The 13019-nt window shown below is 70.9% G+C and carries 10 protein-coding genes and 1 pseudogene; 6 read left to right on the forward strand and 5 right to left on the reverse strand.

The window, feature by feature from the left end; translation table 11 throughout:
• Nucleotides 1-435, forward strand: a 435-nt coding sequence (locus tag EAD98_RS27080; RefSeq protein ID WP_121656796.1) for a hypothetical protein, incomplete at its 5' end; no start/stop codon positions are given.
• 116 nt (nt 436-551) lie between these two features.
• Here EAD98_RS27080 and EAD98_RS27085 read toward each other — a convergent pair.
• Nucleotides 552-1994, reverse strand: coding sequence for an MFS transporter (locus tag EAD98_RS27085; RefSeq protein WP_121656797.1), 1443 nt, complete (start codon nt 1992-1994; stop codon nt 552-554).
• An 84-nt stretch (nt 1995-2078) separates the two neighbouring features.
• Nucleotides 2079-2315, reverse strand: coding sequence for a hypothetical protein (locus EAD98_RS27090; RefSeq protein WP_121656798.1), 237 nt, complete (start codon nt 2313-2315; stop codon nt 2079-2081).
• A gap of 157 nt (nt 2316-2472) precedes the next feature.
• Here EAD98_RS27090 and EAD98_RS27095 point away from each other — a divergent pair, with 157 nt between their 5' ends.
• Nucleotides 2473-3627 carry a geranylgeranyl reductase family protein gene (locus tag EAD98_RS27095; RefSeq protein ID WP_121656799.1) on the forward strand — a complete coding sequence of 385 codons (1155 nt, stop codon included), beginning with the start codon at nt 2473-2475 and terminating at the stop codon, nt 3625-3627.
• Between the two features lie 116 nt (nt 3628-3743).
• Nucleotides 3744-3917, forward strand: a complete 174-nt coding sequence (locus tag EAD98_RS31360) for a hypothetical protein (protein WP_199723574.1) — start codon at nt 3744-3746, stop codon at nt 3915-3917.
• Between the two features lie 78 nt (nt 3918-3995).
• Here EAD98_RS31360 and EAD98_RS27100 read toward each other — a convergent pair whose 3' ends face one another.
• The 3 genes from EAD98_RS27100 to EAD98_RS27110 all read right to left on the reverse strand — a co-directional run bounded on the left by EAD98_RS27100 (nt 3996) and on the right by EAD98_RS27110 (nt 6917).
• Nucleotides 3996-5786, reverse strand: coding sequence for a bifunctional UDP-sugar hydrolase/5'-nucleotidase (locus tag EAD98_RS27100; RefSeq protein ID WP_121656800.1), 1791 nt, complete (start codon nt 5784-5786; stop codon nt 3996-3998).
• A 133-nt stretch (nt 5787-5919) separates the two neighbouring features.
• Nucleotides 5920-6579, reverse strand: a complete 660-nt coding sequence (locus EAD98_RS27105) for a nucleotidyl transferase AbiEii/AbiGii toxin family protein (RefSeq protein WP_121656801.1) — start codon at nt 6577-6579, stop codon at nt 5920-5922.
• Nucleotides 6576-6917 carry a hypothetical protein gene (locus EAD98_RS27110; RefSeq protein WP_121656804.1) on the reverse strand — a complete coding sequence of 114 codons (342 nt, stop codon included), beginning with the start codon at nt 6915-6917 and terminating at the stop codon, nt 6576-6578. Before EAD98_RS27110 ends, EAD98_RS27105 begins: the two co-directional genes overlap by 4 nt.
• A 1468-nt stretch (nt 6918-8385) precedes the next feature.
• Here EAD98_RS27110 and EAD98_RS27115 point away from each other — a divergent pair.
• The 3 genes and pseudogenes from EAD98_RS27115 to EAD98_RS27130 form a co-directional block, all read left to right on the forward strand.
• A complete protein-coding gene (locus EAD98_RS27115; RefSeq protein WP_121656802.1) occupies nt 8386-8940 on the forward strand; it encodes a hypothetical protein in 555 nt (184 codons plus the stop codon).
• A gap of 383 nt (nt 8941-9323) precedes the next feature.
• Complete coding sequence (gene fdh / locus EAD98_RS27125) at nt 9324-12596, forward strand: formate dehydrogenase (RefSeq protein ID WP_255421243.1); 3273 nt, start codon at nt 9324-9326, stop codon at nt 12594-12596.
• Nucleotides 12589-13019: pseudogene (locus tag EAD98_RS27130) on the forward strand (4Fe-4S ferredoxin); the annotation flags it as partial. The gene fdh and the pseudogene EAD98_RS27130, both read left to right, overlap by 8 nt.

Raw genomic sequence — 13019 nt, forward strand, 5'->3', positions numbered from 1 at the left:
GCGGTGCAGACGGTCAAGGCGCAGGGCGCGCAGTCGCACATCGAGCTCAACGACGAGCAGACCGCCAACGTCAAGGCGATCATCGCCGCGACGAAGAAGGCCGGCCTGCCCGAGCGGGCCGCGGTGATCTCGATCGCCACGAGCCTGCAGGAGTCGAAGCTGGAGAACCTGGGCCACCTCGGCGACATGAACGACCACGACTCGCTGGGCCTGTTCCAGCAGCGCCCGTCCAGTGGTTGGGGTACGCCGGAGCAGATCACCGACCCCGAGTACTCCACCACCGCGTTCCTCAAGGGCCTCAAGCAGGTCGACGGCTGGCAGGACATGGCGCTGACCGACGCCGCGCAGACCGTGCAGGTCTCCGCCTACCCGGATGCCTACGCCCAGTGGGAGCAGCAGGCCACCGACCTGGTCGCCCAGCACTGGAACAGCTGACCCACCACTACACCCAGAACACCAGAACAACGACTGGCCGGCACCCCATCTCGGGGTGCCGGCCAGCGGCATGTCCACGTCGCGATCGGGCTCCTGCTCGCGTACCTCTCGGGTTGTCAGTCCTTGGTGTGGTTGCGTGTGCGCAGGATGTCGATCAGCGCGGCGATCAGCGCGAGCGCGATGATCCCGGTGGCCAGGATGAGTGACGCTTCGAAGGCCGTGGTCCAGTTGCCGCGGTTGTCGGCCAGCGACGAGAAGAACATCGAGCCGACGGCGGCGATGCCGGCGGCGGCGCCGATCCGCTGACCGGTCTGGAGCATGCCGGCGCCGCTGCCCGCCTGGGGTACCGGCACCTGGGCGAGCGTGAGGGTCTGGTTGGGCGCGATCACCAGGCCGCTGCCGATGCCCGCGACGAGCAGCGGACCGGCGGTCACCCAGGGCGCCGGAGCGTCCGGCGCGAGGCGCAGCGCGACCACCGTCGCGGCCAGCCCGATCACCACGCCGAGCAGGCCGATGGCGACCAGCGGCCGGCCGAAGCGGTTCACGATGCGGCCACCCAGTGCGGACGCTGCGGCGGAACCGAGGGCGAACGGTGTGATGGCGAGGCCGGCGACGAGCGCGCTGTAGCCGAGGCCGTTCTGCAGAAAGAGGGTGAAGATGAAGAAGATCGCGGTGAAGCCGCCGAAGTAGACCAGCGCGATGAGCGACCCCAGGGTGTACGACTGGAAGGTGAACAACCGCAGGTCGAACAACGGTTCGCGGTGCCGCGCGTACCACCGCTCCCAGAGCCCGAAGGCGACCAGCACGGCCAGGCCGGCCGGGATGAGCGCCCACTTCCACGGGGTCCGCCACTGCTGCTCCTGCACGAGTGGCAACAGGATCAGCACCACACCCACGCCGAGCAGCAGTACGCCGACCGGGTCGAGTCGGCGCCGGTCCGGCTGGCCCTCGGGGCGGCCGGGCAGCAGGCGCCAGCCGAGGATCGCCGCGACGATGCCGACCGGCACGTTGACGAAGAAGACCCACCGCCACCCGTGCTCCTCGCCGCCGATCGCGATGAGCAGACCGCCGAGCAAAGGACCGACGGCGGTGGAGATGCCGATGGTGGCGCCGAGCACTCCGAACGGGCGGGCCCGTTCCGGCCCCCGGAACAGTTGCTGGATCAGCCCGATCACCTGGGGGTTGACCACGCCGGCGGCCGCGCCCTGAAGCAGGCGGGCGGTGACCAGCCACGCCGGGGAGGTGGCCAGACCGGCGAGCGCGCTGGTCACGGTGAACAGCGCGATGCCGAAGACGAACGCGTTGCGCCGGCCACGGGCATCGCCGAAGCGGCCGGCCGGCACCAGCACCAGGCCGAAGGTGAGCGCGTACCCCGAGAGGACCCACTGCAGGTCGCTCGGGGAGGCGTGCAGCGCGCGGTCGAGGGACGGGACGGCGACGTTGACGATGCTCACGTCCAGCAGCGTCATGAACGCGGCGACCAGCCCGACGCCGACGGCCTGCCAGCGTCGCCGGTTCTCCGCCGCGTCGACCGGCTGCGGCGAGCGCGCCGCTGTCATCGTGCCCCCCGTTGACCGTCGATCATCATCCCTGACCGCTACCCCGGTCACCGGGGGGCGAACCGTCGAGGGCCGCGCCGCGGGTCACGCCATCTGGCGGGCGCAGAACCGGGGACCGAAGTCGAGGCCCGCCATGGGTGAGTCCTCGCGGTGCAGCAGACCCTTCTCGGTGAGCAGGTGCAGCGGCGCGTCCAACTGCTCCTGGGCCAGCCCGGACTCTTCGGCGATCATGTCCGGGTACGGCACCTGGCCGCGCGCTTCGAGTGCGGTGACCGCCTGGTACACCCGTTGCTCGACCTCAGACAGTTGCACCTGCTGCATGACATCCTCCTTCGCTCGTCCGCCTCTACGCAGACGGTTGCGTTGCGCCGGTTACCCCCTGCGTGACCGAAGATGCCCACCCGATCGGGCGGTCGGCGCGGCCCGCGGGACGCGCGGCGGTCGGCCCGGCTCACGGGTGGTGCCCTAGGCTGCACCCGTGATCGTCTGGGATCTCGTCGTCGTCGGCGCCGGCCCCGCCGGCCTCTCCGCGGCACACGCCGCCGCCAGCGCCGGCGTGCGCACCCTGGTTGTCGAGCGGGCTGAGCATCCGCGTTACAAGACCTGCGGCGGTGGCCTGATCGGCACCTCACTGGCCGCCGTACGGGATCGGATCGACGTGCCCGCGCACGACCGGGTGACCCGGGTGACGTTCACCCGGGACGGCCGCCGTGAGTTCACCCGCCGGCACGGCAGTCCGGTGGTGACCATGGTGCGCCGCGAGGAGTTCGACGACCGGCTGCGCGCGGCGGCGGTCGCCGCCGGCGCCCAGGTGCGGGAGCGGGCCGCGGTCCGCGCCATCGAGCAGGACCCGGAGGGGGTACGCCTGCGGCTGGCCGACGGTACGACGATCGCGGCTCGGGCGGTGATCGGCGCGGACGGCTCCTCGGGGGTCACCGCCCGGCATGTGGGAGTGCAGTACCGGCAGGTGGATCTGGGGCTGGAGCTGGAGGTGCCGGTGCCCCCGGTGGAGCAGGAGCGTTGGCGGGGGCGGCTGCTGCTGGACTGGGGCTCGATGCCGGGCTCGTACGCCTGGGTTTTCCCAAAGGGCGACCGGTTGACGGTCGGTGTGATCGCGGGTCGGGGCGCGGGGGAGGGCACCCGGGACTACCTGCGGCGGTTCGTCGACCGGTTGGGCCTGAGTGGGCTGCCGGCGGAGCACGACTCGGGGCACCTGACCCGCTGCCGTACCGATGATTCGCCGTTGCGGCACGGCCGGGTGCTGGTCGTGGGGGACGCGGCCGGGCTGCTGGAGCCGTGGAGCCGGGAGGGCATCAGCTTCGCGCTGCGCTCCGGCGAGCTGGCCGGGGCGGCGGTGGCCGACGGTGATCTGGCCGGGTACGAGCGGGCGGTGGCCGAGCGCCTGGTGCCCTCGATGCGGGCGGGGTACCGCCTGCTCGACCTGTTCACCCGCCGTCCGGAGGCGTTCCACGCCCTGTTGGCGACCCCGCCGGGGTGGCGGATGTTCGTCCAGTTCTGTCAGGGCCGGGCGAGCTTCGACGAGATGCTGGCGCGCCGGTCCATCCGGGCGGCGCTCGCGGTGCTGGACCGGCTACCCGCCCCCCGCCGGCCCCTCATTCACCCAGGATCCTAGGATGCCTTAGAGGTGGTGACGGCCGCACCCGAACGGCAGGGAAATCGCACCGACCGGACTGCTGGTGCGGGCCGCTCCGACCGCCACACAATGACGGGGGAGCAGGAGGTGCGCCGATGGCCGAGCAGCCGTTCACCGATGACGAGTACGAGTTCCTGCGCCACATCCGGTTCGGGGAGCTGCCGCCCGCCGTCCGCCCCGAGGAGCGCGTCGAGCTGACCGAGACCGATCCGGCGCGCGACCGCCCGGAGAGGGCCGAAGACCCGATCCGCTGGAACGTGCAGGGCTGAGAACGCGGAACGGGCCGCGGGTGTCGCCACCCACGGCCCGCTCGCGGTGCGTACCGGTTCGCCGACCGGCGCGCCCGGTCAGAAGACCGGTACGCCCTCGCGCACCAGCCGCCAGTTGGGCTGGAAGAAGTCGGCCGGGTCGATCGTCCCCTTGGCCTGCGCCCAGTCGATGAGCAGCTGGCGGATCTCCTGCTGCGCGTTGTAGACCTGGGACTTCACGATGCCGGGGAAGTTGCCGCCGCCGCTGCGCCGGTAGTTGTTCACCGCCACCACGAACTGCGCGGTGTCCGCCACCGGGGTGTCGGTGCCCGGCAGCACCAGCCGCGTGATGCGCTGGCCGACCGGCTTGGAGATGTCGATGTCGTAGTCCAGGCCGGAGAAGACGTCGTAGTTGTAGTCCGGCACCGCCGGGTCGCTGATCTGCTCCGGGTCAACCGGGGCGCCCGGCGCGAGGGTGCGGAAATACTTCGCCGAGTACTCCAGGTACGCGCGGACCTCGGCGCCGCTGAGCACGACCGCCTCGAGGGTGTTGTCGTACACGTACAGCCCCGCCACGTCGCGGATCTTGACGTCGCCGGCGGGGAAGACCGCGGTCCGGCTGAAGGGCGCCGCGATCGACAGCACCGGCAGGTCCGCGTACGCGGTGCCGGCCAGCGCCGCGCCGACCACCTCGGTCTGCACGTGGTTGATGAAGTCCAGGATCGGCGTGTCCTTGTAGCGCGACTCCGCCGCCGACAACTCCACCGTGGACTGCGCGACCACCTGGTTGACGTACGCGATGGTCTTCTGGTGTTGCGCCCGCACGGCGGCGAGCACCTTCGGGTCCTCGACCACCGTGTTGGTGTTCAGCATGCTGGCGGCCTTCTTGGTGATCGTCCACCGGCCGCGCTCGCGGGTGAGGGTGAAGTCCATCCGGGTGAGCCGCTGGCCCCACTTCGACGGCTCGGACAGCAGCACCTGCGCGCCGGTCCGCTCGTTGGTGACGAACCGCTCGACCACCTCGTTGTGGGCGTGACCGAAGAGGATCGCGTCGATCCCCGGCACCTGCTGGGCGATCAGCGCCACCGGGTTCTCGTTCGGCAGCTCCGGGCCGTAGCTGGAGGTGCCGCTGTCGCCGCCGTGCGCGGAGATCAGCACGAGGTCGGCGCCACGGGCCCGCATGATCGGCACCCACTTCGCCGCGGTCGCGATCATGTCGTCGAAGCGCAGCTTGCCCTCGACGTTGCCCTTGTCCCAGATCGCCACACCGGGGTTGGTCAGCCCCAGGATGCCGACCCGCAGGGTCGGCGCGGCGAAACCGAGGGAGACCTTCTTGATGACGTACGGCAGGAAGGCCGGCTTACCGGTCTTCGCGTTGACGGCGTTCGCGGCGAGCGCCGGGAACCCGAGCTGGCGGATCCACAGGTCCAGCAGCGGCAGCCCGTAGTTGAACTCGTGGTTGCCCAGCGTCACCGCGTCGTAGTCGATGACGTTCATGGCGCGAGCCATCGGGTGCTTCTCCCCGGTGGCGGTGATCGGCTCCTGCTTGGCGTAGTACGTGGCCAGCGGAGTGCCCTGGATGGTGTCGCCGGCGTCGAGCACCAGCGTCGCCTTGCCGCGGCGCTCCCGACGGATCTGGTTGATCAGAGTCGCCAGCTTCGCGACGCCGATGTCGTTCTGCTTGCTGTCGTCGTACTCGGCGTCCCGGTAGTAGTCCCAGTTGTAGACGTTGCCGTGGGTGTCCGACGTGCCCAGGAGGGTGAGGTCCCAGGTGCGTGACCGGGCCGCGCCGGCCGCCTGCGCGGGCGCGGCGGCGATCAGCGGGGCGGTCGCCGCCGCGGCCGCGGCGGCGAGCACCTGGCGACGCGACGGGCCGGAGGGAGAGGTCATGACGTGCCTTTCCATGGGGGTGGACGCGCCTCGTGGGCGCCTCGCGCACCATAACCACCAGAGCTCACTCCTGCCACGGCAGCCCCGTCGTCCCCGCTGATCCCGCCGCAGACGGAACCGGTCGCGAACCGGATCAGCGCGGCCAGGTGGCCAGGCGCTCCCGAACCCGGGCGACGTCGGGAGAGCCCAGGCCGTAGCGGGCGAAGCGCTGGTCGGGCAGCCGGTCCAGGTACCGCCCGGCGGCCCGCACATCCGCCGGGTCCAGTGCGGGGTCGACCTGCCGGGCCAGCACCAACAGCTCGGTCACGTCGTAGTGCTCCAGAGCCGCCGCCACGTCGATGAAGTCACGAACCTCCCGCCGGTTGACCAACGCCGCGATCTTGTTGGCGACCAGGTCACGGACGTCCATCACCGGGCCGAGGTCCATCACCACCGGGCTCTGCTGCCGGTCCAGCCGGGCCAGGCTGAGGCGGATCTGCCGCCCGTCGCGGCTCACCACGAAGTCCTTCATGTCCCGCCCGTACCCGTCGAACAGGTCGGCGAGGTCGCTGTCCGGGTCGGCGTCGGTGACCGTGAAGCCGGCCCGCTCCAGCGCCACGCGTACCCCGGCGGACGCGGCCGCGGCGGCGCCCTCCACGTCGGCGAAGAGGTCCACGTCCTCGGTGGGGCGGGCGACCAGCCCGTGCGCGGCCCAGGCCACCCCGCCGCCCAACACGAACCGGTGCGGCCCGGCCGCGGCGAGCGCCACCCGCGCCACCTCGCGGTAGAACTCGTGCAGGTGCGGTGCGGTCACGCCGCGCGCAGGCCCCGGTGCCGGCTCTCCCACGCCTGGCGTACGCCGCGGGGCAGGTTCAGCAGCCGCCACACCCGGCGCAGCGTCCGTCCGTTGATCAGGACGCGGAGATCTTCGGCGCTGGTGGTCTCCCGCAGCACGTTCTCGTACATCCAGAGCAGCTGGTCGGGATCGCCGAGATCGAAGGTGCGCTCGGCGTTCCACATCAGCCGTACAGGTAGCTCCACCACGCCACGGGTGGGGCCCGCCAGCTCGACGAGCGTCCGCGCCACCACGGCAGGACGACCCGGGCGGGCCAGGAAGGCCACGCCGGTCGCGGTGGGGGAGACGGCCTGCATGGTGTCAGGGTAACGCTCGTCGGTGCTGGTGTCCCTCACGACGTTCCCTCCGCTGTTGCGGGCTCGGCATGTTTCGGGTGCGTCTGGCTTGGCGGTTCTGTGGTTGGTCGGTTCTGCTTTGCGTGTTCCTCTTAAGTCGCGCTGCTTTCGCTGCTTTTGTCGCGCTGCGTCGTGGGTGGGGTGGGGCCCGCCGTGCCCGGCTCCGGGCGGTCAGGCTTGATCCCTGCGCCGGGCACGGCGGGCCCCACCCCGTCGGTGGTCGCCGTCCGCCCGATCCCGGGGACGGGCTCGGGCAGGCAGCGGGTCGCCCCCGACGCACTCCCGTGTCGGCACCCTGCCCGCCGTCGGGCCTGCCAGGCCTGCCGGGCCGCGCCGGTGGCCCGGCCGCAGTGAGGCCGCCCAGTTGGTCTGGAGGCATGGCAGGTCGTGTTTCTCCCGTACGGGTCCGCCGCCCAGGTGCGCGAGGTTCGCGAGGTTTGCGCGGTACGACGCCCGACGGGCTGACACACCGAATCGCCGGGGCGTGCCGGACCGGCGGCGCACTGCCGGACCGGCCGGCGGTGCGGTGTCGCGTGCTCCGACGCCGGGGGCGGGTTGCCGACTCGCCGGTGGTCGCTCGTCTGCCGTTGGGGGCTGGTGTTGTCGTTGGCGATATACCTGTGAGTCATAAATATGCCTGTGAGGTATGGCGTCGACAGGCGACCTTCGCCCCGGTCGGCCTGGGCTGGGGTGATCGACTCTGTATCGGCGATGTCGCGGTGTCCGGGCGCCGGGGATGCCCCGATGTCGGGGATACGGAGTTGACCAACCCCGGGAGCAGCCGATTTGGCGACGGGCTGGTGGGTCCGTGTCCCCGAATGTCCGGTCTGTGGTGGTCTGGCCTGTGGCCGGGTGCATCCGTGCGGTGGAATCGTGGCGGGTCCGGGGCCGTTACACACCCTGACGATCGCAGGACCACGGCGCCGCACCCCCGGGCCCCCCGGGTTTGGAATGCCAGCCAGGCCGCGGTCGTTGCAGATCCCCGACCGCACCAGCATCCCCTCACACGAGGTGCCGATGAACGGGCCGATCCCGGAATGACCCCGGCCCGGCGGTCAGACCTGACCGACCGCACCAGCACCCCGCTTCCATTGGGTGCCGATGAACGGGCCGATCCCGGAATGACTTCGGCTCGGCGGTCGTTGCAGACCCGACCGACCGCACCAGCACCCGCTCACAGGGGGTGCCGATGAACGGGCCGATCCCGGAATGACCCCGGCCCGGCGGTCGTTACACATGGACTCGGCGCCACGAGCCCTCCGCTTGTCGGCCGCTGGACCCCGGCGCCACGAGCCCTGCGCCCGTAGGCCGCTGACCTTAAGACTTTTCCCCCGTGTAGGAGAGCGCCGGACGAGGTGCTTGCACCCCACGTGCCGTTCCCCCCGAACAAGGCGCGTGAGGTGTCTACCCCCCGAAGGAGCCAACCCTCATGAACACGATCATTCGTAAGAGCGTGCTGTCCGTTGCTGGTCTGGCGTTCGCCGGTGGTGTGTTCGCCGGTCCGATCGCCGCGCACGCCGCCCCGGTCGAGGGCAAGCCCGCCGCCGTTGCGGTGCAGACGGTCAAGGCGCAGGGCCCGCAGTCGCACATCGACCTGAACGATGAGCAGACCGCGAACGTCAAGGCGATCATCGCCGCGACGAAGAAGGCCGGCCTGCCCGAGCGGGCCGCGGTGATCTCGATCGCCACGAGTCTGCAGGAGTCGAAGCTGGAGAACCTGGGCCACCTCGGCGACCGCAACGACCACGACTCGCTGGGCCTGTTCCAGCAGCGCCCCTCCAGTGGTTGGGGCACGCCGGAGCAGATCACCGACCCCGAGTACTCCACCACCGCGTTCCTCAAGGGCCTCAAGCAGGTCGACGGCTGGCAGGACATGGCGCTGACCGACGCCGCGCAGACCGTCCAGGTCTCCGCCTACCCGGACGCCTACGCCCAGTGGGAGCAGCAGGCCACCGACCTGGTCAACCAGTACTGGAACAGCTGACCCACCGCACCACAGCAGAAGACCAGAACACCGACTGGCCGGCATCCCATCTCGGGGTGCCGGCCAGCGGCGTACGTCATAGGCTTGCAACCGCGACCACCGGTGGCCCGGGAATGACGCGGGTCGTCGGCTGGTTGTGGACAGTGTCGGTGTGACTCAGTGTCCCCGGGCCTCACCTAATATTGCCTTCGCGGAACACCGTTCGGCTGGAGCCGCGTCGCGCCACTCGCCGAGAGGCGACCTGCACACCGACACCAGCGCCGCCCCCGGCCCACCGGCCGGGGGCGGCGCTGTCTGTGCCGGTTGCCGGTTCCTCGGTTCGCGAACATGCCTCGGTTGACCTATGTTCATGGGGTCGCTCGCGTGGGAGGGGGGTGTCGGGGATGGGTCTGCGGACCTTCATCGAGGGTTGGCCGGTCTACCGGCAGCTCACCGGCACGGACCCGCTGGGCCGGGGCGCCGCGGCGCAGTCCGTGCGCTCGGCGGAGTTGACCGCCCGCACCGAGGACGCCGACAGCATGGCCCGCTCGGTGTGCCCGTACTGCGCGGTGGGTTGCGGTCAGCGGGTGTACGTCAAGGACGGGCAGGTCAGCCAGATCGAGGGTGACCCGGACAGCCCGATCTCACGGGGTCGGCTCTGCCCGAAGGGCGCGGCCAGCAAGAGCCTGGTGACCAGCCCGTTGCGCCAGACGAAGGTCCGCTACCGTCGGCCGTACTCGACGCAGTGGGAGGATCTGGAGCTCGACACCGCGCTCGACATGATCGCCGACCGGATGCTCGCCGCCCGCGAGCAGACCTGGGAGGACGTGGACGGCCAGGGCCGGCCGCTCAACCGGACGTTGGGTTTCTCCAGTCTGGGTGGGGCGACGCTGGACAACGAGGAGAACTACCTCATCAAGAAGTTGTTCACCGCGATGGGGGCGCTCCAGATCGAGAACCAGGCCCGTATTTGACACTCCGCCACCGTCCCCGGTCTGGGGGCCAGCTTCGGTCGTGGCGGTGCCACCGACTTCCAGCAGGACATCGCCAACGCTGACGTCATCGTGATCCAGGGCTCGAACATGGCCGAGGCGCACCCGGTGGGCTTCCAGTGGGTGATGGAGGCCAAGCGCCGTGGCGCGAAGGTCTTCCACGTCGACCCGCGGTTCACCCGCACGAGCGCGGTGGCGGACAGCTACCTGCCGATCCGGGCGGGCACCGACATCGCGTTGCTCGGTGGGGTGGTGCGCTACATCCTGGACAACGAGTTGGACTTCCGTGAGTACGTGCTGTCGTACACCAACGCGGCGACGATCGTCAGCGAGCAGTTCGCCGACACCGAGGACGGCGACGGCTTCTTCTCCGGCTTCGACCCTGAGACGGGCAGCTACGTGCAGGACAGCTGGCAGTACGAGGGGCACGAGGACTCGTCCGGCAGCGGGCACACCGCGAAGGAGCGGGACACCGCCGCTGGTCTGCGGCACGAGTCGCACGGCGCGGAGGTGGGCGGGCAGACCCGCCGTGACGAGACGTTGCAGCATCCGCGCTGCGTCTACCAGATCCTCAAGCGACACTTTGCCCGCTACACGCCCGAGATGGTCGAGCGGGTGTGCGGCATTCCGCAGGAGAAGTTCCTGGAGCTGGCCGAGGCCTGGACGCGGAACTCCGGTCGGGAACGCACCGGAATGCTGATCTACTCGGTGGGCTGGACGCAGCACAGCGTGGGCGTGCAGTACATCCGCACGGGCGCGATCATCCAGCTGCTCCTGGGCAACATGGGTCGCCCGGGCGGCGGCGTGATGGCGCTGCGCGGGCACGCCAGCATCCAGGGCTCGACGGACATCCCGACCCTGTTCAACCTGCTGCCCGGTTACCTGCCGATGCCGCACCACGCCGACCACCCCACGTTCGACGAGTGGGTGGACAGCATCCGGCATCCGGGGCAGAAGGGCTTCTGGGGCAACGCCCGCGCGTTCGCCGCCAGTCTGCTGAAGGCGTACTGGGGGGACGCGGCGACGCCGGAGAACGACTACTGCTACGGCTACCTTCCCCGGATGACCGGCGATCACGGCACCTACCAACAGGTGCTGAACATGATCGACGGGAAGATCAAGGGGTACTTCCTGCTGGGCCAGAACCCGGCGGTCGGCTCGGCACACGGCCGCGCGCAGCGCCTCGGCATGGCCAACCTCGACTGGCTGGTGGTCCGCGACCTGTTCATGATCGAGAGCGCCACGTTCTGGCAGAACGGCCCCGAGGTGGCCACCGGCGAGATCGTGCCCGAGGAGTGCCGTACGGAGGTGTTCTTCCTGCCCGCCGCCTCGCACGTGGAGAAGGAGGGCAGTTTCACCCAGACGCAGCGGCTGTTGCAGTGGCGGGAGAAGGCCGTCGAGCCGCCAGGCGACGCCCGTTCCGAGCTGTGGTTCTTCTACCACCTGGGCCGCAAGCTGCGCGAGAAGCTGGCCGGCTCGGACCTGCCGCGCGACCGGGCGCTGCTCGACCTCACCTGGGACTACCCGACGCACGGCCCGCACGCGGAGCCGAGCGCCGAGGCGGTCCTGCGCGAGATCAACGGGTACGACGTGTCGACCGGCCGCCCCCTGTCCTCGTTCGGCGAGGCCCGCGCGGACGGCTCCACCGCGATCGGCTGCTGGATCTACACCGGCGTGTACGCCGACGGCGTCAACCAGGCGGCCCGGCGCAAGTCCCGGCACGAGCAGGACTGGGTGGCGGCCGAGTGGGGTTGGGCCTGGCCGGCGAACCGGCGGATCCTGTACAACCGCGCGTCCGCGGACCCGGACGGTAATCCGTGGAGTGAGCGCAAGAGGTACGTCTGGTGGGACCCGGACAAGGGCGAGTGGACCGGCTACGACGTGCCGGACTTCGAGAAGACCAAACCGCCGTCGTACCGGCCGCCGCACGGCGCGTCCGGCACGGAGGGCATCGCCGGCGACGACCCCTTCATCATGCAGGGCGACGGTAAGGGCTGGCTGTACGCGCCGAGCGGTGTCCTGGACGGGCCGCTGCCGACCCACTACGAGCCGGTCGAGTCGCCGGTGCGCAACCCGCTGTACCGGCAGCAGGCCAACCCGACCCGCAAGACGTACGCGCACCCGGTGAACTCGGTGAACCCGAGCCCGCCCGAGGAGCACAGTCAGGTCTTCCCGTACGTGTTCACGGTCAGCCGGCTCACCGAGCACCACACCGCCGGCGGGATGAGCCGGACGGTCCGTCCGCTGGCGGAGTTGCAACCGGAGATGTTCGTCGAGGTGTCCCCGGAGTTGGCGGCCGAACGTGGGCTGGCGCACCTGGACTGGGCGCACCTGGTCAGCGGCCGTGCGGTGATCGAGGCGAAGGTGCTGGTGACCGATCGGCTCACGCCGCTGCGGGTGGACGGTCGGATCATCCACCAGGTGTGGCTGCCGTACCACTTCGGGTTCGAGGGTCTGGTGACCGGTGACTCGGCCAACGACCTGTTCGGCATCAGCCTCGATCCCAACGTCCTGATCCAGGAGAGCAAGGTCGGCACCTGCGACGTCCGGCCCGGCCGCCGGCCCACCGGGGCGGCGCTGCTCGACCTGGTGACCGAGTATCAGCGGCGAGCGGGGATCATCCCGGGCCGCAACGCCCCGGTGGTCACCACCGACAGCGACGGGGAGGGGCGCGGTGATTCCTGACCCGAACAGCCTGTACGGGCCGCTGGACCCGGCGCCGGACGCCGGTTGGTCGACCGCGCCGCCGCGGATGGGGTTCTTCACCGACACCAGCGTCTGCATCGGCTGCAAGGCCTGCGAGGTCGCGTGCAAGGAGTGGAACGGGGTGCCCGGCTCCGGCCTGGACCTGCTGGGCATGTCGTACGACAACACCGGCGCGCTGACCGCGAACTCGTGGCGGCACGTCGCGTTCATCGAGCAGCCCCGCCCGGCCGGGCACCGCGCGCCGCCGTTCGCGGGGACGCCGACCGACGGTCCGGTCAGCGCGGCGTCGGCGGCCGTGGCGGCCGGCACCAGCGGGCGCACCGGCACCGACCCTGGATTGCCGACCGGCGCGCCGTCGGCCGCCGCCCGGATGGCCACGGGCGGGCCGGCCGACGGCGCGCC

The organism is Micromonospora sp. CV4 (assembly GCF_003667455.1).
Taxonomy (GTDB): domain Bacteria; phylum Actinomycetota; class Actinomycetes; order Mycobacteriales; family Micromonosporaceae; genus Micromonospora.